We start from the raw sequence: 20,809 nt of genomic DNA, 5'->3' as shown, positions 1-20,809 counted from the left end.
ATCGCAATTTTCACTAGGGGACAACAGTTAAAAGGGGGCAGGGGGCGTGATTTTTAGAACGGGACGCTAGGTGCGATCGCTGTTGAGAACGCGACGGCTTTCCCCAGCGGCTTTGGTCATGGCCGCTTCGGGGGTCATCTGATCCGTCAGGGCCGAGCTGAGGTAGCGCTGCAAAATATCGGAGAGTTGCGCGTATTGACCGATGGGCGGACGTGGCACGGTGGTTTCCGCCACCTCTAGCAACTGCTCATAGTGGGGAAATTTGGCGAGAATATCGGGATCGGTGAACAGGTCGCGGCGACTGGGCACGTAGGCATATTCCAGCGCGAACTGCTTTTGTCCCTGGCGACTGGTGAAGAAGTCCACGACTTCCCACGCTGCCTCAGGGTGAGGGGTAGATGCGGCGACGCCAAAGCCCCAACCGCCCAGACAGGCCGCCGGATTTTCGTTGGGCGCGTGCACCATCGGCTTCAGGGCAATGTCGCCCTGCACGGGGGAACCGTCTTTGTTGGCTTCTGCCCACACGTAGGGCCAGTTCCGCAAAAAGGCTGCGTTGCCGTTTTCAAACACCCGCAGGGAATCTTCTTCTAAATAATTGGTCACGCCAGCGGGGGTGATGCCCTGGTCGATGACCTGTTTCATAAACTTGACAGCGTTGATGCCCGCTTCGCTGTCGAGCCCGACTGCCAAGGTTTCTGGATTGACCCAATAGCCGCCGTAGCCCGCGATGATTTCCACAAAATTAGTGACCAAGCCTTCGTACTGGAGCCCTTGCCACACATAGCCATAGGGCACATCCGTCGTCTCTTGAATGGTTTCTGACGCTTGAATGAGATCAGTAAAGGTTTCGGGGGGTGCCGCGCCGATTTCGTCCAGCAGGTCAGTGCGGTAGTAGAGCATCCCCATCGCCGAACGGAAGGGCATCCGATACAAGCCCCCCTGGTAGCGGCCAGCGGCCACATCGGCATCCAAAAATGCGCTCAGTTCGTCGTCGTTGACGCGATCGCTCAAATCTTGCAACCACCCGGCAGCGGCAAACTTGGGAATCCACACCACATCGGAGTAAACCAAATCGTAAGGGGAATCGCCGAGCAGAAATGATGTCGTGTAGAGATTCTCGACGTTGTCAGCGGCGTTTGGCCCTTCCACCAGATCAATCTTGATGTCAGGATGCTCGGCTTCAAACTGATCGGCCAATAGCTGGAGCTGCTGTGCTTCGACCGCCCGTACTAAAAAGGTGATGGTGACTGGGCCAGACTGCGACCAGGCCACCGCGCTCAGCGTCACGAGTACTAGGCAGGTGGAAACCGCTAATGTAATCCAGCGACTCAGCTGACGTTTACCGAAGTTCAGCCAGTTGTATAGCGCTTGAATCATCGAGTCTTCCCATTCAGCAGTCGGGCAACCACACTTGACTGCCCATACATTTATTGAACCGGAGCAGGTGATCGCCTTCACCCTTCAAAAGGGGGATCGCGCCTCTATCGACTAATAGAAATTTAAGAATTGCCTGGGCAATGATGCTGCCGGTTGGTTCCCGGCCATTCATCAGCGACACTAGAACGGTTGGAGCCTGCGTGAGACCTGCCACTGTGCAAGTATTGACTGATTGGAAAGACCGTTTTAGCCCCTTCTTCGAATTGGGGTGGCAAGCCGCGATCGCCCCCCCTGACGTGTTGACCGGCTTGTCGCTAGACGAGCGCTCGCCGGAGAATATTGCGCGATCGCTGCCGATGTTGGAGTGGATCACCCACACCTACTTTCAGACGCAAACGGACGGGTGGGAACATGTACCGGATGGCCAGGTGATGCTGATCGGCTCCCATAACGGCGGCTTGGCCGCGCCCGACACCCTCGCGACCACCTACGAATGGTTCCACCAGTTTGGGACGGAGCGATTGATTTATGCGCTGATGGATTCGCGCATGTGGCAGGCGATGCCGCCGATCGCTCGTCTGGCGGTACACATGGGCGCGATTCGGGCGGAACCGCGCCTCGCGATCGCCGCTCTGAAACGGGGGGCCAGTCTGGCAATTTATCCCGGCGGGGCTAAGGATGTGTTTCGCCCTTATGCTCTGCGGCATCGTATTTTTCTCAATGGCAATCAGGGCTTTATCAAGCTGGCGCTGGCCTATGACGTGCCCATTGTGCCGATGATTTCCCATGGGGCGCACGAAACCCTGATTGTGCTGGCCGAAATTTACGACAACCTCAAGGCGATCGCGCCGGGCAAAATTCCCTGGCCGTTGGGTATCGATCCGAGCGTCATGCCTATTTACCTGGGCTGGCCTTGGGGCCTCGCGATCGGGCCGCTCCCCAATATTCCGTTTCCTCGACCGCTGCATACCCGCATCTGCCCGTCCATCCGGTTTGATCGCAATGGAGAAGCGGCGGCCCGCGATCGCGCCTATGTGGATCAGTGCTATCGGCTAGTCGAGAGGACGATGCAAGCCGCGTTGGATCAGTTGGTGGAAGAGTGTGAGGGGAGTAGGGTGTGAGAGTGGCAGGGTGAAAATGCGGCTGGATTGTCCCAGTCGGTTTGGAGAGGGCTTAGGTATTGGTGGCTGAGGCGATCGCTTTATTCGCTGGTGACGGCTTCGTCTGTTGAACCGGGAACACAGCCAATGCGATAATCCCCGTAGAGGATTTCTGCACCACAGAGAATCGCGTCTTCAAAATCAACGCTCACCAAGGTTGCATCACTCAAATCAGCGCCAATCATCAGGGCATTGACGAATTGACTGCGCTCGACAAAAGCATTGCCAAACCGAGTTTCATACAGCGAGGCGTCGGTGAAGTCGCTGAGATAGACCAGACTTTCATCAAGCTGAGCCGAATTGAAATTGGCCGCGATCGCCGACACCGAATTCAAATACGCCCTAGTCAGATTGGCCCCACTCAGATCAGCATTATCCAGATTGGTTTGAAATAGGTTGGCATCTGACAAGTCCGCTTGTTCTAAGTTGGCCCCACTCAGATCTAAGCGACGCAAATCGGCCCCCGACAAATCACACCGAGGGCATGAGCGCGTCTGTAATAACTGGCTGAGCGCGGCTTCATCAAACGCTCGGCTAGGGGCCGCCCAGACCACTACGCTTAGCACCGCCAGCGCCACTGTCGGACAGAGAGATAAAGATTGAAAGGGGCGATCGCAGAGCATCATCCAATTTTCCTGTCACTAATTAGAGATTCTTCAGAGCACTTTTCCCAGCATTCCCCACCCGTCAGGTTCAATCGAGCCTGCACTGTGGACGCTGAAACACTTCTTTGAAAAGTCGCGGCATCCGAACAGAAGTTCCTAAATATTTAGGAACAAATCTGCCCGTGGTGCCTAGATTCCCCCCATAATAACCATGCCTTGAGTAAACATGGCTGATCAAGATTGGCCGGATGCCTCTTTTCTTCCCCCAGGATTGACCAAAGCTGCAGCGTTCCCGCAGGCCATGATTTTCAAGGGCACTTGCAGAGATACGCAACCGTCTCTCATAAGAGTTAATAGTGAGATACAACAAGTAGATTATGAAATCAGTGAAAGCATTGAAATTGATAGCAGCCGCTGCTGCTACCACTATCGGAGTCCTCGGTAATTTTACGTCAGTTCAAGCTGCCGACTTTGACGCCGTCGAGGTGAACCAAAGCAGCATCATCTCGGTGGCCATTCCTGGAGGTAGTTTAATTCCCTATAAGCTCTTGCTCGCCCGTGAAGCCCAGCCCGGAGCCAATTGCTTTTCGGTCAGCGGCAACAACCCCGGCATTGTTGAACCGCTGTGGCAGGTCAACAGAGGCTGCGGGGTGGGCTTTGACTCCAATGCCTACTCCATCCGGGTCGGTGGCGAAGAACTCCGAGGTCAGTTCTCTCTAAACATCCAAGAAAGCAACGGCGAACTGCTGCTGGTGGGTCGCCCTTTGCGGGGGCGGTCTTTTGTGATTGGTCGGACGGGCGGTATTGTGCCGGGGGGCTTTATGGAAATTGAGCTTGACCCCGGTTGGCGGATCACCCAACGCTCTTTCGAAGGCAGTCGCCTCAGCCATTTCTATTACACCAATGAGGCTCCTCTGGCATCATTGTTAGAAGGCGATCCCATCGCGACTGATCCGACGCCACCCACGACGCCACCCACGACGCCACCCGAATTCCCTTTCCCCGACATTCAGCGAGACATTTATGCTGTAGAGATTACCGCTGCTTACAACGATGGCATTGTTGCAGGCGGTACTGACGGCAACTTTGAGCCGCTGCGGCCTGTTACCCGTGAGGAAGCGGCCTCTATTGTGGTGGAAGCCTTGAGGACTAGAGGCTTTACTTTTCCCGAGACGACGTCGAGAGCCCCCTTCCCCGATGTTCCGGCTAATCGCTGGAGTGCGGCCAAAATCTCTTCGCTGGCGAGCCGGGGCATTCTCGCAGGAGATCCCAGTGGCTTTTTCCGTCCTACTGACACGGTCACTCGGGCGGAGGTGATGTCGATGCTACGACGGGCATCTGAGCAAATTGTGGCGGTGGGCTCCCAGGATGTGCGGACGCCGCAGCTAACGCCGACGGGGGATGTGTTTAACTTCTCTGATACGGCAGGCCACTGGAATGAGCAGACCATTGACATGATGTCGGCTTATTGCAATATCGCCACCCCTTACAACGAGCGGGGCACAGCGTTCCAGCCCAATGCGGCCTCGCTGCGCAACTACACGACAGCAGCCACCTTCCGCATGGTCGATTGTGGCGCGACCCCACTGCCCTAGCCGACCCCAGCGCCACGGCTAAACCCAATTCCCGGTGCTCGTCTGGCGATCGCCCCCTACGATGGGGATGAGGTCAGCGAGCAGCGGGACTTTTGGGCATAGGGCCAGGGCATGGCTGATTAGCGATCGCCCCAATCATGCCCCCAGAGGACGAGACTGTGTAGGCATGCCCTGCCAGCATGTATCGACTCTCGATGCGTCACCAACCCAGCGACCCAGCGACCCAGCCACAGCCATGGCCGAGGATGAGATGTTCCCGCCCTTCCTTTAGTGCTTTAGGACGAGTGTGCCGGGTTCTGACTGGATGGGCACCAGATCTAACACATCGAGTTGCGCACAATATTTAAGGTCATCTTCTTGATGTAAGCCCAACAGGCGCTGACCATGGCTGGCGCATTGCAGCAGGTCTAGCAAAGCATCTTGCCATTGCTCGTACAGACTGACGGCAGCGATCGCGGCATCATTACCGGCCAGAGTCTTCAGATCACCGGCTAGTTGGGCCGTTAGTTGGTGGACGATCGCGCCCGCACAAACCGTATCTTCAAGGGCATAGTCGCCCTGCCAGCCCGACCCCACTAGCCACACCTCCGCCGGATTTTGCTGCAGGACAAAGTCAACGACGGCCTGACGGGTGGTGAGGGCAGCGGTAATGACCACTGGCGCTTGCTGAATGCGCTGAAGGCAGCGAGTGCCGTTGGTGGTACTCATAAACAAGTGCCGACCGTGGGAGCGTGCTTGGGTATGGTCTAGGGGCGAATTACCCAAATCAAACCCCTCGACCTTGGCTCCACCTCGTTCTCCGGCCAAGAGACGTTTGTCAGCCGGGCAGTCGTCGCTTTTGGCCCGCAGTTCGTCTAGGTCGCTGAAGACGTGAATGGATTCAGCGCCCATGTTAAACGCGGCGGCCATGGTTGAGGTGGCGCGTAGGACATCGATCGCGATCGCGCAATCGGGTAAGTTCCCTGCCGGAACTTCTTCGGGGGTGTGATAGACAAATACCTTCACAAATCAGGGATGCTCCAACATAGTTACCAGTGCCAACTTTTAATTCTATGTGCAGAGCATCCCAAAAGATGATCAATCTTCTGTGGGGTAACCATGGAAGATCGGCATGATGTAAGCGCCGAGGCCGAGGCCGGCGATCGCGCCAAACAAGGTCATGCGCACATTATCCATGGGCCACCAGTCAAACCCTTGCATTGCCAGCTCTGCGGGATAAACCATACAGAGGGCAAAGGTGAGGCCAAATCCGACCAGGCCATACTGATCGAGCCAATAGGCCGATTGGCCGCGATCGCGCTGATAGAGCCAGCGCATGCCGATGAGGCCGAAAATGGTGCCATAGCAGCGCATACAGACGGCGGCGATGTGGTCGCCCGCCAGCGCGACCCCCATATCCGGCTGGGGACAGACTTGCTGCCCCATGAAGTAAATGATGTCGCTAATTTGCACCAGAATCGGCTGCCCCGATGCGGCCAAAAAGGGTGCGGCCAACGGCCCACTGACCATGGCCGCCAGCACTAAGTCAGCGAACCAACTCAACCAAGTCCGCGGAAACGGACGCGCAGAAACAGAACCTTGCATCGGGGAAACGACTCAATATACTGTTAATGATTGTAAACACTTCCGCCCCCTCTCGTGAGCGATCGCGGCTTTTTCTCAACACGACTCAGGATGGGTGGTAGTCGAAGAGGGGGCGGATCGTCGACGGCCAACAGTCGGCAGCCCCGACTAATAGCGCGATGCCAAACGCCAACAGCACCGTTCCCACTAACCGCGATTTTTGATCGTCATGACCTGCACAATTTGTAGCGCCGTATCGCCGGGAATTTCGAGAATGCGATAGAGGTCATCCAAAAAGGCTTGTTCTTGAGCGGTGACCGTACCGTCTGACAACACGAGATCAGTCGCGATCGCAAAGGCCGTCTCCCGTAGATCAGTCGGCAATTGGGCTTTCGCTAAATCGATCAGTTTCCCAGGGCCTTGCAATTTCAGGATGGACAACAGCTTGTCAAACATGCGGTGCATCACTTCATGGGAGTAGCTCTGAAACAGGTGCATCCGCTCCAGCATATGGGTCATATCGCGCCCCTCTTGATCGGATAAGTACCCGTCGGCGGCGATCGCCACTAGGGCCACGGCGGCAAATGCTTCTTCTGGCTTAAGTTCGATCGGCTGCTCAGTTTGCCCTTCGTTAAATACGCTATCGAATAACCCCATACGTCCCCGAAGTCCCTTCACGGTAAACCTTTCCCATCATGGCTCAGGTTGCCCAGAGTCTCAGCGGTTTTTACGGAGTTGTTACAGGGGGCTGTGGGGGTGACGGGGTGACGGGGCGACGGGGTGGCAGGGTGGCAGGGTGGCAGGGTGGCAGGGTGAGTTTATGGTGAGAGCCAACGGGCGATCTCCACCAACAGTGGCCCCAGCACCACCGCCGGCAAAAATGAGGCGACCCGGATTTTGCCGACTTCGAGTAGTCCGAGGCCTAGGCCAATGATCATCATGCCGCCAATGCCGGTGGTGAGCATCACCGACGGATCGGTGGTGGGATCGATAATGACTGTGGCCAAGCCCCCCGCTAGGAGCGATAGGCCGCCTTGTACCAAGAGCACCGTGAGGGCAGAAAAGCCGACCCCAATGCCGTAGGAACCAGTGAGGGCGATCGACGCGAGGCCATCCATCACCGCTTTCAGCGTGAGCAGCGTCTTGTCGCCGGATAGGCCGTTGTTGAGGCTGCCCAAAATCGTCATGGGGCCAATGCAAAAAAGCAGACTCGCTGCGACGAACCCCTCGGTAAAGCGACCACTGCCTTTGACCTGAGTTTTAATCAAGTCGCCCAGTGCCATCAGCTTTGGCTCAATCTGCCACCATTCCCCCAGTAAGCCGCCGATGACCAAAGCCAGCAGCCCTAAAATGACGCCGTCAATTGGCCCCGCCTGCACCTCAAACAGGCTGCGCGACATGGCAAACCCAATCACCAGGGTCAGCAGCCCCAACGCTTGAGTGATGACCTGCTGCATCGCCAGCGGCAGATGCTGCCGCAGCAAGAGTCCCAAGCCTGATCCCACAAGCACTGTGGCGACATTGATCCACGTGCCGCTGGTGCGTGCCCAAAAGCTCAACATACTTGTTCTGTCTGCAAAAAAATGCCTTCCCCATTGTCACAGGGAAGGCACCGCACGAAGACTGTAGTTGTTGAAAACTGAGCGGTTGGCCCGCACCTATCCCGCCGTCGCGAACTGATTGAGCAATTGACTCGATCGCTGCCACAGTTCTTCCCACCAGGTATCGTCGGACTCGTCAACCGGGCGCACGCCGACGGCGGGCAACTGGCGGCGGATGTCGTTGATATTCCAGCCAGTGAGGCGGGCCAGGGTTTGGGCTTCTTGCTCAAAGCGGGCGGGCAGCGATCGCCGATACTCTCGCCCCGCCGGACAGCTCGCCCCATTTAAAAACGGATGCTGCATCACATAGCGACCCTGAAAGAATTCCTGATTGTTGGTCTGCTGAAAGGCCAGATCTTCGGGAAACTTGTTGCGGGAATAGCGCACGTGCAGCCGCGTGATGAACACATTGCTTTCCCACGGAGAACTGTTGGGCGCGACCCAAAACGCTCCGGCCTGCCGTAATTCCTCCGCATTCAGCGGTTCTGCTGAGCAGGGGTCACAGCCCGCCATGCTCCAGGCATATTCCAAAAAGGCGACTTCCTTATTTTCCCGTTCGTAGCTGCGCTGAAACATCGCGCCATAGAATTCGCCAAACTGGTCTTCCACATAGGTGGGCAAATTGACATCTGAGGGAATTTTGACCGTGCGGTAGTTGGTCAATTCCACCTGGCCATCCGGCGTCAGCAAGTAGGCCACCAGATCTTGATCACCCTGGGCATTCATCATGCCGAGGCGAATCGGTAGCATAAACCGGGGCGACTCGTAGGCAATTTGCAGGGGCCGTAATTGCTGGAAGCCAGCGCGATCGAACTCATCCAAATTGACCTTAGCGACGAAGAACTTGAGCCCTTGTCGGATATAAGGTTGTAGCAGTTCACTCGCACCCCGGGGAATGTTGTAGCCGGTTTGAATCAGCCAGGTTTCCAGCCCGTCGGATTCTTCTGCACTCAGAATGACGATCTCGTATTCGCCCACGGCAAATTGCGCCTCAACCGTTACGCCCAGGGCTTCATCGCTGGCCGCCCCGCGACCGGCTGACTGGGGAGCCGCCGACGGCAGCATCATTTCGGCCTCATCAAATAAGCGGACAGGTTCGCAAGGGTCGGGGTCAAAATATTCCACCAGGCGGGGCGCGCTGAAGTCGTCCAGCCGCTGCACGATCGCGGGCTCCCCCACATTCACCTGGCCCTCTTGCAGCACGGTGGGCACCGGCACCACCATGGCAAAGTCGGCCACCTCGCCTTGATAATCATTTGCCATGGTCAACACGGTGCGATCGCCATCCCGCGCAATAATCACCTGCGACGCCTCGTTATACAAACTCGTATCGGCCTTCGCCACATAAAAGCCACAAAAGGCCAGTACCGGACGAGCAAAACAGAAACAGGCAATCACCGCGATCGCCCCAATGATGACAACACGCAAATTTTTCATGGGTATTAATAGAACTCAACAGACCCGTATCCACAGTCGCAATGGCAGCACCGCCGTCGATTTGTAGAGCGCGATGGGGGCACTGCTCCCACGCCCCTGATATCCATCCGCCATGCCCCTAGCCGATCACGGATTGACGGGCGGCCCAGCCTTTCCACACAAAGCGGTCGGACTGCCACAGGCGATCGAGGGCGATCGTTAGCGGCGACAGGAGAAAGAGCGTCCAAAACACGGCGGTTGAAAGATAAAAATAATTCCGCAATACAAAAGTCAGTCCGGCAATGCTCAGCGCCCAAATTAGTCGCGCCGGGCGCGCGTTGGGAATCGATCGCGGATCGGTCACCATAAACAGGGCAAACAGCAACAGCGACCCGCTCGACAGGCGATGCAGCCACACATCCCAAGTCCACCCCAGGTAAAGATTTCGCAGGGCTTCCAACAGAGCGTAGCTGCCCAAAAAGGCGGCGGTGGTGTCCCAGCGTCCCACCCGTTTAAGTACCATGCCCCCCGCCCCGAGAAAAATCAGCGCATACCAAATTTCTTCACCCCACTGCCCCGGCGACACCCAGGCATCGTGGGTGAAGCTCAGCGCGGCGATAATACCAAGGTTGGCCGGATTAAAGAAATGCTTGCCGTCGACTTTGAGCAGAAATTTGCTGGCGATCGCCACAAATGCCGCCAACGCCATCGTGGGTAAATGATCGACCCGCAACAGCAGACTCAACCCCAAAGCCGAGATCAGCGGACTCCGCCAGTTGAACGCAAAGTTGTCCCAGGCAAGTTGCCAGCGGCCACTAGGACTGCCTCCGGTGAGGGTGGCGGGTAACACCAACTCCCCTGTTTGCCCATTGCCGACGGCTTGATAGCTGCCCCAAAGCGAAAAGAGCGTTTGGGTCAGGAGGGTAGTGGCGATCGCCACCCCAATCACGGCGGGTCGCAGCGTCCAATCACGCGTCACCAACCCCAGGCACAAAAACAGCGATAAAAATAAAATCTGATAGTCACGGGCGTCTCGAAACATCGGCCACATCTCCAATCAGTCGCAACAGCATGTGGCCAGTATGACGACGGGGGCTAGAAATCAGTGGCCTCGTTACAGCTTCTGTAACAACTGGGGGTATCCTGAAACCCATGAACTACAGGCGTTTTCTCTGCCAAAAAGGGATTCAGGGCTTTATCAATACTCCTGAACTAGGCTTGATTCGGTCTAATTCTCCTGATTTTTAAGCCAAAAATAAGCCAAAAATCACTCTGGCTTGGCCTGTAGTTGCTCCCAAGCTTCGCGATGGGTTTTGTCGGCAATCCAGCGGTGATATCTTTTCAGGTGCATATCAGGGCTGTGTCCCATCCAGTCAGCAGCGATCGCGACCTTGACGCCTTGAACGTGGCAGCGAATCGCGTAGGCATGAGGCAGTACGTAGGGTGTCTTAGGAGCTTTGAGCCGTCGCCATTGGGCGGCAAAGCGAGAACCATACTCTTCGTTGGCTTTGACGGTTATTTTGGGCAGGGTGCGATCGCCCATTAGCCACAGCTCAGCCCACTTTGAGGGCACAGGAAAAGCGACATGCTTGCCTGTCTTTGAGTCATCGGGTACGACGGCCACCAGCGCCCCGTCACGGTCTTCGAGAGTGCATAGATAAGCCTCATGGTCACGCAACCAAACGGCCATTAGCGCAAAGACGTAACGCCACTGAGGGTTAGAGATATCGCTGATCGTGCGCTCGATCAGGTCGTCGTCGGGAATCTTTTTGGGTACAACGTCGGCAGCGGAATAGCCGACGTTGAGGGGTCGTAAGTCTACATCAACGCCTGCACAGTCAGCTAGCCGCTGCAATGTCCTTACGCTTGAAAACCGCTTCTAATTCACCCCATTCGAGGAACCAGAACTGATGTAGTTTGAGCCGGTCGTCCCGTTCTGAAGCAGCAGAACTCAGCCACTATTAATATCTACTCTGCAAGTTCTGATGCTGCGGAGTGATGCGGGGCGGCACTAAGTATCGTGAGCCACTTTTGGGATTGCCAGCTACACCCAGTCTGGCTGTCAGGAGATGTTGTAATGGTTTTGCCGCTGATTTATTGCTTTGGTCTGTGGCTCTGTCCTCGATTCATGCTGCGCTGGCTGACTCGGGCCGGGTATCTGCTGGCCGGGCTTATGGGGCTGACCACCGCGATCGCTCTCCTCTTTCCCTAACCAACCAGTCACCCCGCTGGCGACCGGGGGCCATGCCCGGCATGGTTCTGCTCAACAGCGCTGCCAACCACGACAACAAGGAGTATCCAATGCGAGTTTTACGCGCGATCGCCTCTCACCTCGTGATCGCCCTGGATGAGGTGGGTGAATGGCTCAAAGCTGGCTGGCCCAGTCGCGTACTGCTGCACTTTTTGATGGCGACGGAGCCGGAAAATCGAGAATCGAGAATTCTGGCGCGTCAGAATAGCAATCTCGCATTCGGTCTGTTCAACCCATGCCAGATACTCATGCTTTCAACCAAAACTTCAGAAAATTTTGAGCAGTGAAGATTAAACTTGTTGAACCAGGCTCATGGGCCGAGATAACTCACCCTTCCGGACAGTGACCTGGCCGTTTTTAATCACATATTTTTTGAGGGGTTGGGTGGCGACAGCGGCTGGAATCGAGTCAGCGGCCACCACAATAAAGTCAGCAACGGCCCCGATAGAGAAGCTCGGAGTAGCCCCTTGAATCACCTTTGCCCCGTCCGCCGTCACGATCGCAAAGGCCGTTGATAACTCAGCATCAGTGCGAAAATCAGACCGATAGGCAATCAGAGCAGCGCGTTCCAGCATGTCGGCTTTACTAAACGGGCACCAGGCATTGCGCACGTCATCAGAGCCCGAAAAGACGGGAATGCCCAGTTCACGCAAGAGGGTGACGGGCGGGAACGCCAAATGACCAGGGGCCGTCGTCATAATGGCAATCCCGGCTCTGGCGAGATGCTCAGCAGTGGTGCGGGCAAGATCAGCAGACACCATTCCCAGGCAGTAGGCATGACTGACCACGACATGGCCAAGCATCCCCAAGGCTTCAGTGCGTTGGATGATTTGCTCCAGCTCAAAAATTCCCAGTTGGGCCGGATCATGTAAGTGAATGTCAATATCGACCCCATGCTTTTCGGCTAGTGAAAAAACCGCGTCTAAATGACCCGCAATATCCTGATCCATCCCAGCGGGATCGAGGCCGCCGATGACGTCTGCGCCCTCTGTGAGAGCTTGATCGAGTAGCGCCAACGTACCCGGACAGGAAATGAGGCCACTTTGGGGAAAGGCCACAATCTGGATATCGATGTAGTCGCGATAGCGATCGCGCACCTGCACAATGCCCTCTAGATTGCGCAGCCCGACCTCGGGATGAATATCAACATGGGTACGCATTAGGGTGGTACCGTTCGCGATCGCCTGTTCGAGCAAATGGGCCGCTCGTTGCTCAACGGGTACCGTCAACGTTTTGAGCAGTTGCTTTTCAATCTCGACCCGCTGTTTAACCGAATTTCCCAGAATATGGGGTTGCCAGGGTGCCCCCCAAAAGGTCTTATCCAGATGAATGTGGCCATCAACTAATCCCGGACACAGCAAATCGCCCTGCAAATCCAGCACGGTATGGGCGTCGCCCAGTTCAACCTCTGGTGACGCAATCTGGTGAATTTTGCCCGCTTTGACCGCGACCTGAGCGCGGGAGCCGTCGGGAAGCCGGGCCTGACGAATAAGTAAATCCAGTGGGTGCATGTGGATGACTGCTGATATCTTGCTGTGAATTTTAGAAATGTCGGTGTCTGAGTGCGACGATCGCTAAGCATCCGGGCGGGATTGTCCTAAGGAGGCGGGCGCTCCTACCGACGATCGCACGGGCGAGCAAGTGACCACCATAATGACCAACGTGAGGAGATAGGGCATGGCGTTAAAAACGTAGTAGTAGCCTTCGACGCCCACCGATTGCAGGGCGGGGCCTAAGCCCTGAGTGCCGCCAAAGAGCAGAGCGGCATAGAGGCACTGCCGCGGATTCCACCGAGCAAAAATCACGAGCGCGACGGCCAACAACCCTTGCCCACTGGAAATATTTTCATTCCAGCTACCGGGAAAATAGAGTGACAGGTAGGCTCCGGCAATCCCCGCCAACCCCGCCCCCACCATGATGCAGGCAGTTTGGGTGCGGCCAACAGAAAAGCCCATAGCCTTGGCAGCCGTCGGACTTTCGCCCACGGCTCTGATGATGAGGCCCCAGCGGGTCGCCCGAAAGAACCACTGCATCGTGAAGGCGATCGCAATGCCAATCAACAGCAGCGGACTCACCCGCAATGCCGATTGCACGGCAGGTAAATCACTCCAGTCGCCCCAATGGAGAGCGGGCAGTTGGGGGGCGGTCGGCTGAATATAGGGCTTACCCAGATAGTTAGCCAAGCCCCCGCCAAAAATCATCATGGCAATGCCTACCGAGATGTCGTTGACCCGGCGCTGCTGCACTAACCAGGCGTGGATCGCGCCGAGGGCCAAGCCCGCCCCCCCCGCCCCGATTACCCCAATCCAGGCAGAACCGCTGTGATAGGACAGGGCATAGCCCGTGACGGCTCCCAGCAACAAACTGCCTTCGAGACCGAGGTTAATCTTGCCGCTTTTTTCCGTCAGACATTCGCCGAGGCTAACGAATAAAAATGGCACGCTGCCGCGCAACAAGCCGCCTAAAATAGCTAGGGGAATGCCCCACCAGCCCAGACTATCGGGGGTCATCGGTGCAAGTCTCCAGAGGGTAAGGGTGGTTTAGCGGTGGCCGCGGCTAAGACGGGGGGCGGCATCCCCCGTGCGGCCTCATCCTCCAGTTGGGGCGGCTCGCGAAACCAGGGCAGACGATCGTAGAGCGACTCGCTATAGAGAATGACGAGGAAAATTAAGCCTTGCAAGACCATGACGGTGGCATCGGGCATCTCTAGGGCGCGCTGCAAAAGACTGCCACTGGCCAAAATGCCCCCCAGCAAAATCGCCACCAGAATCACAGTGAGGGGATTTTGCTTGGCGACAAAAGCGACCAGGATGCTGCTGTAGCCGTAATTGGCATTCAGCGCGCCATTGGCTCGACCGTGGACGGCAGCGACTTCCACCATGCCCGCTAAGCCCGCGCAAGAGCCCGCCAGAAAACAAATCGCCAGGGTCAGTTTCCCGGTCGCCAGCCCGACGATACGAGCCGCACGACGATTGCCCCCCACGGTTCGCACCGCAAAGCCAAAGGTGGTGCGTTGGATCAGCAGGTGGGCGATCGCACAGGCCACCAGGCCGTACAGCAAGCCGTAATGAATGCGTGATGGGGGCAGATTCCCCAACTGCAGGGCATCGGGCAGGGGAAAGGTGGAGGGCTGGTTGAGCGAACTCGGATCGCGCCACGGGCCTTCTACCATATGGCTGAGAAAGGCGATCGCTAAGTAGTTCATCAACAAACTGCTGATGGTTTCATTGACGCCGCGAAAATGCCGCAAAGCGCCGATGAGCATAATCCATAGCCCCCCTGCCAGAATGCCCGCGATCGCCATCGCCAGCAATCCCAGCAGCGGTGGTGCCGAGACCCACCAAACTCCTGTCATCGCGGCCAGCAGCCCCCCCAACACTAAGGCTCCTTCGTTGCCGATGACGATCAGACCCAGGCGGGCCGGTAAAACGGTACAGAGGGCACTCAGCATCAGGGGCGCAGCGCGGAGCAGGGTGTTTTGCCAGGCAAACCAAGAGCCAAAGGCCGCTTGATAAATTGCGCTGTAGACCGCCAGCGGATTGTAGCCCTCAAGGGCGCACAGGCCGCCGAACAAGAGCAAAGCCACCAGTAGCGCTCCTACCGGAATGCAAAAGCTTTCCAGGTGCGATCGCCAGCGGGGAAACAGATTCATCGACCATCCCCTCGTCATTAACCCGTAATTTCGCCAATCACACCCTCGACCAGCCAGTCCATCTTCTCCAGTTCGGGATTACCGGGCTTATACTCCGTCCCCGCTGGGATGACCGTGGCCCCGGTGTTGTCCTTCATTTCGCCGGTGTAAACCACTAAAGAGCCATCGATCAGGCCCGCTTTGGCCTGCTCCGCTTCGGCTTTCGCCGCTTCGCTCACGGGGGCTCCGTAGGGCGACAGTTTGACAAAGTTATCGCTTAAGCCTCCTAAAAAGAGATGGGGAATGCCGCCGTTCATCAGGGTTTTCCCGGCCTGAATCATGGTGGCATAGCTGGTGTACACGCCAGTCCAATCCCATTCCGCCCCGGTGAGGTAGCCCTTGGGGGCCACGGCAGCCTGATTCACGCCATTGCCGCTACAAAAGATGCCGCGTTTTTCAGCAGTTTCCATCACCACTTTGGCGTTATCGACATTGCAGGTGATCACGTCAATCCCCTGATCGGCCATGCTGTTCACCGCCTCCGCCTCTTTCACCGGGTCGCTCCATTCGCCTGTGACAATCAGCTGAGTCGTGGCCTCTGGGTTCACCGATTGCGCGCCCAGCATCCAGCTATTGAGGGTTCGCACAATCCGGGGAATCGGCTTCGCCATGACAAAGCCGGTTTGCCCGGTTTTAGAGGCGTGGGCCGCGGCAATCCCGGCGACGTAATAGGCTTCATCAATAAAGCCAAAATAACTGCCGACATTGTTGGGGTGTTTGCCTTCTTCAAATAAGGTGCCGCAGTGGAGGAACTGCACCTCGGGAAACTCCTCCGCGAGGGCCAAAATATGGGGATCAAAATAGCCAAAGGAGGTGGGGAAGAGCACCGTGGCCCCGTCCTGCACAATCATGCTGCGCATCGTCTCGGCGGCAGCGGCGGTTTCCGGCACATTGGCCTCTTCGACGACTTTAATGCCGGGCAGACTCATAATGCCTGCCGCCCCTTCGGCATGGGCTTGGTTCCAACCGTAGTCATCTTTGGGGCCGACATAGAGAATACCGATGACCAGTGGCTCATCAGTGGCGGCGGCGGCGGTGGGCTCGGTGGCTTCCGGATCGGCGGTGGAGTCGCTAGAGCAGGCCGTCCAGAATTGGGAGGTCGCGCCAAAGGCTCCAGCGGCCAACAACCCTCGAATCATGTGGCGACGGGACAGGGGAAAGCGGGGAGGAGAAGGCATAGATTAAACGTCCTGAGTGCGGTACAGACAACGGTGAAAACGTGACTGCAATTATCAGGGGGGAGACTACGGCTGTCGATACCGCATCTTCTAGGACTTGGCCATGAATTTTTGTCCCAAAGTTCCAGGTTTGTTCCAGGTGATCAGTGCGGCAGCCCCCCGCGCAGTAGGATGCCGGCAATGGGTTCCATACTGTATTTGAACATTAATGCTCAGCCGCGATCGCGACTCTCGCCCTCTGTCTGATCCAGACCTGGTGACCTTTGCCGAGGCTCTGGTCAGCGCGCAAACGGGCAAATCGTTGCCTGCCCCAGCGCGCGTGCTGTTACAAGCCGCCAGTTCTGGCGATCGCCAAAACTACGACCAGATTGCTGATGCCTACGGTTACTCGGCCCACTACCTGCGCAAGCATGTCGGGCCGCAGCTCTGGCAGACCTTATCGACAGCGCTGGGGGAGAAAGTCACGAAATCAAACGCCTACGCAGTTTTGGGACGTCACCTAGCGAACGAGGGCGGGGCCGATGCGATCGCGGTTACCCCCACGGCAACGGTGAGCGACCTCGGGGAAGCAATACATCCTCCCCCCCCAGTGAGGGACTCCCCAACGCTACGAAGCGCCTACCAGGATTGGGGCGAAGCGCGGGATGTGGACATTTTTTATGGTCGCCAGTCGGAATTATCGACCCTGTGGCAGTGGATCGTGACCGACCAATGTCGGCTCGTCGGTATTTTTGGGGTCGGCGGCATTGGCAAAACCCATTTTTCGGTGAAGCTGGCCCGGCAACTTGCTGAGGCCGTGACCGGCCACGCTAGCGTGCCCTTACCGTTATTTGATGTGGTGCTCTGGCGATCGCTGCGTAATGCGCCCCCCCTCGCCGACCTGTTAGCCAACCTCTTGCAGACCTTTACTCGCATCAGCTGGTCCCATCGAGAAAACGCCTTGGATGAGCAATTAGAACAGGTGATGGCCCTCCTCACTGCCCACCGCTGCCTGCTGGTATTGGACAACACGGAAACCATCTTGCAGGAGGGCGAATGGGCGGGACAGTATTGTCCCGGTTATGAGACCTATGGGCAGTTTTTTCGGCGCGTCGGTGAAACGGGCCATCAAAGCTGTCTGGTGCTCAATGGCCGGGAAAAGCCGCGCGAGTTCACGGTGTTAGAAGGGGCCGCGATGCCGGTGCGATCGCTTTATCTCAAGGGACTCTGCGCCCAAACCGGCCATCAATTGCTCCTAGCGAAAGGCGTCACCGCCCCCTTCTCGCCCGACCTGGCAGAACTCATCCAGCGCTATGGGGGCAATCCTCTGGCCCTCAAGATGGTATCGACCACGGTTCAGGATCTCTTCGATGGGGATATTGCTACTTTTCTGCAGCAAAACACGATGGTGGTCGAAGCCCTTGATGAACTGCTGGAACAACATTTCAGTCGCCTCACCTCATTAGAGCAAACCATTCTTTACTGGCTGGCCATTGCCCGCGAACCCCTATCGCTGAGGGCATTGTGCCAAGACCTGGTGACGGCCCCCAGTCAACGCACCATTCTGACGGCGTTGAATTCCCTGGGACAGCGATCGCTGATTGAGCGCCATCAAGGCCAGTTCAGCATTCAGCCCGTGATCATGGAATATTTGACCGAGCGCTTGGTCAACCAAGCCTACGCCGAGATCGTGCAGGCCCAGACTCCCCAACTGCTCACCACCCATGCGTTGATCAAGGCTCAGAGCAAAGACTATGTGCGGGAAGGGCAAATCCGGCTGATCCTTCAGCCCTTAATCAGTCAGTTGCAAGCTAAATTTAAAACGCCCCCGCTAATTGCGGGCCATTTGATGCAAATGCTGCACTGGCAGCAAGCACACCTGCCTCACGCTCCCGGTTATTTGGCGGGCAACATTCTCAATCTCTTGATGCAAATGGGCATCGATGTGAGTGGGTATGACTTTTCCTCTTTAACCATTTGGCAAGCGTATCTAGAAGGGGCCAACCTGAGAGCCGTTAACTTTGCCGAGGCTGACCTATGCCGTTCCGTGCTGACGGAAACCTTTGCCAGTACCCTCTCAGTGGCCTTTAGCCCCGATGGTCAGCACTTTGCCACGGCCACCACGGACAATGACATCTGCCTTTGGCAAACTGCTGACGGGACTAAAAAGACCCTCTATCAAGGGCATACGGGCTGGGTGCATGGGGTGAGCTTTAGTCCCGATGGGACGATGCTCGCCAGCGGCAGTGAAGACCACACGATTCGTCTGTGGCAGGTGGCAACCGGGCAATGTTTAGCCACGTTACGGGGCCATCAGCATTGGGTCTGGTCGGTGGCCTTTAGTGCCGATGGTCGCTATTTAGCCAGTAGCAGCAATGATCAAACGGTACGGCTGTGGGAGGTGGCCTCGGGCACCTGCAGCCAAATTTTGACGGGCCACCAAAACTGGGTGTGGTCGGTGGCCTTTAGCCCCGATAGTCAACGCTTGGTGAGTGGGAGTAACGACCAAACCCTCAAGCTGTGGGACATCCCGTCGGGCGAAATCCGCCAAACCCTGTTGGGACATACCGACTGGGTGCAGTCGGTGGCCTTTAGTCCCGATGGTCAGCTCGTGGCCAGTGGCAGTCGCGATCGCCACATCAAGCTTTGGGATGCCATCACGGGGGCCTGCCGCATGACCCTTGAGGGACATACGAACTGGGTGCAATCAGTGGCCTTTAGTCCCGATGGCCAACTGCTTGCCAGCGCCAGCAACGACCAAACAGTGAAGCTCTGGCAACTCAGTACTGGCGAGTGCCGACAGACGCTGCAATGCTCAATTCAAGATATTTGGTCCGTCGCTTTTAGCCCCGATAGCCGTCATCTACTGTTGGGGGGCAGCGACCAAACCGTGCAGCTCTGGGAAGTCCAAACGGGACAATGCACTAAGCGACTGCGCGGTCACATCAACGGCATTCTTGCGCTGGCATTTAGCACGGATGGCCACACTTTAGTGACTGGGGGCTGTGATCATAGCGTCCGCCTATGGAACATGGCGGCAGGGCAAGCGCCCCGTACCCTTACCGGCCATACCAGCTGGGTGCGATCGGTGGCTTGTAGTCCCACCCAAGCGCTCGTGGCCAGTGGCAGCAGCGACCACACCATCCGTCTATGGGATCAGACTTCGGGACAATGTCTTAAAGCCCTGCAGGGGCACTTGAGTTGGGTGCGATCGGTGGCCTTTAGCCCTGATGGCCTGATGCTAGCGAGTGGCAGCACTGACCAGACAGTCCGGCTCTGGTCGGTGCAAACCGGCGAGTGTTTGCAGCAACTTCAGGAGCATACCCACTGGGTGCGCTGTGTCGTGTTTTCGCCTCATCCCGCGCAACCCTGGGTGGCGAGCAGCGGTGATGACCAAACCATCCGCATTTGGGATAGTCAGACCGGGGACTGCTTAAAGGTGCTCACCGGCCACACGAGCGGCATTTGGTCGATCGCCTTTAGTCCCGACGGCCAGATGCTCATCAGTGGGGGCGATGATCACGTGGTGAAAGTCTGGCAGGTCGCGACGGGTGAGTGTTTGCAAACCTTGAGCGGCCATACCCACTGGATTCAATCGGTGGCGTTTAGCCCCGACGGTCAGTGGATCGCCAGCGGCAGCAACGACCAAACCATCAAAATTTGGGAGGTCGCGACGGGTAATTGTCTCCAGACCCTGACCAGTCATCGCCATCGGATCTGGAGCGTGGCGTTTAGCCCCCCATCATCCCCGCTGCCGCCGCAGCTCGTGAGCGCGAGCGAAGATGGCACGATCTGTCTATGGGATCTCGAAACGGGGCAATGCCAACAGGTGCTGAGCGTGCCGCGCCTCTGTGAAGGCATGAACATCTGGCATACCCAGGGATTAACCCCGGCGCAGCGCTTTACGCTGGAATCGTTAGGGGCCGTTCAGGTGCCCCCGGCGTTACCGTGAGTGATGAGCCCGATCGCCTCTTGCTACAGGGCGATCGCGGGCTCCGACCGGAAATTCATAAGTGATCGCCCGTCACTTACGGCACCCTGCACGAATTTTGGTTCGATAAAGCAACTATGAGCCTCCAGCGAAAGTAAGCCCCTGCCGTATCACCCCATCGGTCAGAGCTGATATTGCAGAAGCAGAGGCGATCGCCCCACCAATCCGCTAATTCTGCCGCGTCAGACTTTGGTCTCTACTCCGACAGCCCAATCGGGAACGCTAAACCAAGATGCTCGACGACTGATGCCGCATCGCCTGCGAGGGACGACGAGATCGCCTCCAATACTCCGGTCCTATCATCCCCGAATACCGCGACAGCCTTACCCCTCACTGGTGCAGAAAAGTTTTGGGAGCAAAGTATCGGTAGTCTCATCGTGAGAAAGTCGTCACTTTCGAGAA

18 protein-coding genes are annotated in these 20,809 nt (G+C 57.0%); 5 read left to right on the top strand and 13 right to left on the bottom strand.

Features of this window, described 5'->3' with window-relative positions; translation table 11 throughout:
* Window positions 1–66: 66 nt before the first annotated feature.
* Window positions 67–1,377, bottom strand: a complete 1,311-nt coding sequence (locus JUK32_RS18500) for an ABC transporter substrate-binding protein (RefSeq protein ID WP_204140346.1) — start codon at window positions 1,375–1,377, stop codon at window positions 67–69.
* 215 nt (window positions 1,378–1,592) lie between these two features.
* Here JUK32_RS18500 and JUK32_RS18495 point away from each other — a divergent pair, with 215 nt between their 5' ends.
* The gene (locus JUK32_RS18495) at window positions 1,593–2,498 is read left to right on the top strand and encodes a glycerol acyltransferase (RefSeq protein WP_375541585.1); all 906 of its coding nucleotides are present in this window, start codon (window positions 1,593–1,595) and stop codon (window positions 2,496–2,498) included.
* An 80-nt stretch (window positions 2,499–2,578) separates the two neighbouring features.
* Here the strand turns inward: JUK32_RS18495 and JUK32_RS18490 are convergent, their stop codons facing one another.
* Complete coding sequence (locus JUK32_RS18490; RefSeq protein ID WP_204140345.1) at window positions 2,579–3,163, bottom strand: pentapeptide repeat-containing protein; 585 nt, start codon at window positions 3,161–3,163, stop codon at window positions 2,579–2,581.
* A 356-nt stretch (window positions 3,164–3,519) separates the two neighbouring features.
* On the opposite strand from JUK32_RS18490, the gene JUK32_RS18485 reads away from it, so the two are divergent.
* The gene (locus JUK32_RS18485; protein WP_204140344.1) at window positions 3,520–4,737 is read left to right on the top strand and encodes a DUF3747 domain-containing protein; all 1,218 of its coding nucleotides are present in this window, start codon (window positions 3,520–3,522) and stop codon (window positions 4,735–4,737) included.
* Between the two features lie 267 nt (window positions 4,738–5,004).
* Here the strand turns inward: JUK32_RS18485 and JUK32_RS18480 are convergent, their stop codons facing one another.
* The 7 genes from JUK32_RS18480 to JUK32_RS18450 form a co-directional block, all read right to left on the bottom strand.
* Window positions 5,005–5,742 carry a 2-phosphosulfolactate phosphatase family protein gene (locus tag JUK32_RS18480; RefSeq protein WP_204140343.1) on the bottom strand — a complete coding sequence of 246 codons (738 nt, stop codon included), beginning with the start codon at window positions 5,740–5,742 and terminating at the stop codon, window positions 5,005–5,007.
* A gap of 72 nt (window positions 5,743–5,814) precedes the next feature.
* The gene (locus JUK32_RS18475) at window positions 5,815–6,321 is read right to left on the bottom strand and encodes a DUF2085 domain-containing protein (RefSeq protein ID WP_204140342.1); all 507 of its coding nucleotides are present in this window, start codon (window positions 6,319–6,321) and stop codon (window positions 5,815–5,817) included.
* 186 nt (window positions 6,322–6,507) lie between these two features.
* Complete coding sequence (locus JUK32_RS18470) at window positions 6,508–6,957, bottom strand: tellurite resistance TerB family protein (protein WP_204140354.1); 450 nt, start codon at window positions 6,955–6,957, stop codon at window positions 6,508–6,510.
* 161 nt (window positions 6,958–7,118) lie between these two features.
* On the bottom strand, window positions 7,119–7,862 hold the full coding sequence (locus JUK32_RS18465; RefSeq protein WP_204140341.1) for a DUF554 domain-containing protein: 744 nt from the start codon (window positions 7,860–7,862) through the stop codon (window positions 7,119–7,121).
* A gap of 96 nt (window positions 7,863–7,958) precedes the next feature.
* Window positions 7,959–9,338 (bottom strand): DUF2330 domain-containing protein, encoded by a 1,380-nt coding sequence (locus JUK32_RS18460; RefSeq protein WP_204140340.1) that lies wholly within the window; start codon window positions 9,336–9,338, stop codon window positions 7,959–7,961.
* 118 nt (window positions 9,339–9,456) lie between these two features.
* Entirely contained in the window at window positions 9,457–10,359 is a 903-nt protein-coding gene (locus JUK32_RS18455; RefSeq protein WP_204140339.1) for an RnfABCDGE type electron transport complex subunit D, read from the bottom strand.
* A 225-nt stretch (window positions 10,360–10,584) separates the two neighbouring features.
* Window positions 10,585–11,172 (bottom strand): hypothetical protein, encoded by a 588-nt coding sequence (locus tag JUK32_RS18450; protein WP_204140338.1) that lies wholly within the window; start codon window positions 11,170–11,172, stop codon window positions 10,585–10,587.
* 222 nt (window positions 11,173–11,394) lie between these two features.
* On the opposite strand from JUK32_RS18450, the gene JUK32_RS28085 reads away from it, so the two are divergent.
* Together JUK32_RS28085 and JUK32_RS18445 are read left to right on the top strand one after the other, a co-directional pair.
* A complete protein-coding gene (locus tag JUK32_RS28085) occupies window positions 11,395–11,529 on the top strand; it encodes a hypothetical protein (RefSeq protein WP_255538291.1) in 135 nt (44 codons plus the stop codon).
* Between the two features lie 89 nt (window positions 11,530–11,618).
* Window positions 11,619–11,855 (top strand): hypothetical protein, encoded by a 237-nt coding sequence (locus JUK32_RS18445; RefSeq protein WP_204140337.1) that lies wholly within the window; start codon window positions 11,619–11,621, stop codon window positions 11,853–11,855.
* Window positions 11,856–11,858: 3 nt separating this feature from the next.
* On the opposite strand, the gene JUK32_RS18440 is transcribed toward JUK32_RS18445, so the two are convergent.
* The 4 genes from JUK32_RS18440 to JUK32_RS18425 all read right to left on the bottom strand — a co-directional run bounded on the left by JUK32_RS18440 (window position 11,859) and on the right by JUK32_RS18425 (window position 16,437).
* Complete coding sequence (locus JUK32_RS18440) at window positions 11,859–13,079, bottom strand: amidohydrolase family protein (protein ID WP_204140336.1); 1,221 nt, start codon at window positions 13,077–13,079, stop codon at window positions 11,859–11,861.
* A gap of 63 nt (window positions 13,080–13,142) precedes the next feature.
* Window positions 13,143–14,078: an ABC transporter permease gene (locus tag JUK32_RS18435; RefSeq protein ID WP_204140335.1), complete on the bottom strand. Its 936-nt coding sequence runs from the start codon at window positions 14,076–14,078 to the stop codon at window positions 13,143–13,145.
* The gene (locus JUK32_RS18430; protein ID WP_204140334.1) at window positions 14,075–15,220 is read right to left on the bottom strand and encodes an ABC transporter permease; all 1,146 of its coding nucleotides are present in this window, start codon (window positions 15,218–15,220) and stop codon (window positions 14,075–14,077) included. The genes JUK32_RS18435 and JUK32_RS18430 overlap by 4 nt, the downstream gene beginning before the upstream one ends.
* Window positions 15,221–15,237: 17 nt before the next feature.
* Window positions 15,238–16,437 carry a BMP family ABC transporter substrate-binding protein gene (locus tag JUK32_RS18425; protein WP_204140333.1) on the bottom strand — a complete coding sequence of 400 codons (1,200 nt, stop codon included), beginning with the start codon at window positions 16,435–16,437 and terminating at the stop codon, window positions 15,238–15,240.
* 208 nt (window positions 16,438–16,645) lie between these two features.
* Between JUK32_RS18425 and JUK32_RS18420 the strand changes: the two genes are divergently transcribed.
* Window positions 16,646–20,368, top strand: coding sequence for a WD40 repeat domain-containing protein (locus tag JUK32_RS18420; RefSeq protein ID WP_204140332.1), 3,723 nt, complete (start codon window positions 16,646–16,648; stop codon window positions 20,366–20,368).
* Window positions 20,369–20,809 lie beyond the last annotated feature (441 nt).

This window comes from Halomicronema sp. CCY15110, assembly GCF_016888165.1.
Taxonomy (GTDB): domain Bacteria; phylum Cyanobacteriota; class Cyanobacteriia; order Phormidesmidales; family Phormidesmidaceae; genus Halomicronema.
Note: the sequence above shows the minus strand (reverse complement) of the source record. Positions and strands in the feature narration are given on the sequence as shown.

Coding starts and splice junctions, on each gene's coding strand:
- JUK32_RS18500 (WP_204140346.1), bottom strand. CDS start 1,377: ATGATTCAAGCGCTATACAACTGGCTGAACTTCGGTAAACGTCAGCTG.
- JUK32_RS18490 (WP_204140345.1), bottom strand. CDS start 3,163: ATGATGCTCTGCGATCGCCCCTTTCAATCTTTATCTCTCTGTCCGACA.
- JUK32_RS18485 (WP_204140344.1), top strand. CDS start 3,520: ATGAAATCAGTGAAAGCATTGAAATTGATAGCAGCCGCTGCTGCTACC.
- JUK32_RS18475 (WP_204140342.1), bottom strand. CDS start 6,321: ATGCAAGGTTCTGTTTCTGCGCGTCCGTTTCCGCGGACTTGGTTGAGT.
- JUK32_RS18470 (WP_204140354.1), bottom strand. CDS start 6,957: ATGGGGTTATTCGATAGCGTATTTAACGAAGGGCAAACTGAGCAGCCG.
- JUK32_RS18465 (WP_204140341.1), bottom strand. CDS start 7,862: ATGTTGAGCTTTTGGGCACGCACCAGCGGCACGTGGATCAATGTCGCC.
- JUK32_RS18460 (WP_204140340.1), bottom strand. CDS start 9,338: ATGAAAAATTTGCGTGTTGTCATCATTGGGGCGATCGCGGTGATTGCC.
- JUK32_RS18455 (WP_204140339.1), bottom strand. CDS start 10,359: ATGTTTCGAGACGCCCGTGACTATCAGATTTTATTTTTATCGCTGTTT.
- JUK32_RS28085 (WP_255538291.1), top strand. CDS start 11,395: ATGGTTTTGCCGCTGATTTATTGCTTTGGTCTGTGGCTCTGTCCTCGA.
- JUK32_RS18445 (WP_204140337.1), top strand. CDS start 11,619: ATGCGAGTTTTACGCGCGATCGCCTCTCACCTCGTGATCGCCCTGGAT.
- JUK32_RS18440 (WP_204140336.1), bottom strand. CDS start 13,079: ATGCACCCACTGGATTTACTTATTCGTCAGGCCCGGCTTCCCGACGGC.
- JUK32_RS18435 (WP_204140335.1), bottom strand. CDS start 14,078: ATGACCCCCGATAGTCTGGGCTGGTGGGGCATTCCCCTAGCTATTTTA.
- JUK32_RS18430 (WP_204140334.1), bottom strand. CDS start 15,220: ATGAATCTGTTTCCCCGCTGGCGATCGCACCTGGAAAGCTTTTGCATT.
- JUK32_RS18425 (WP_204140333.1), bottom strand. CDS start 16,437: ATGCCTTCTCCTCCCCGCTTTCCCCTGTCCCGTCGCCACATGATTCGA.
- JUK32_RS18420 (WP_204140332.1), top strand. CDS start 16,646: ATGCTCAGCCGCGATCGCGACTCTCGCCCTCTGTCTGATCCAGACCTG.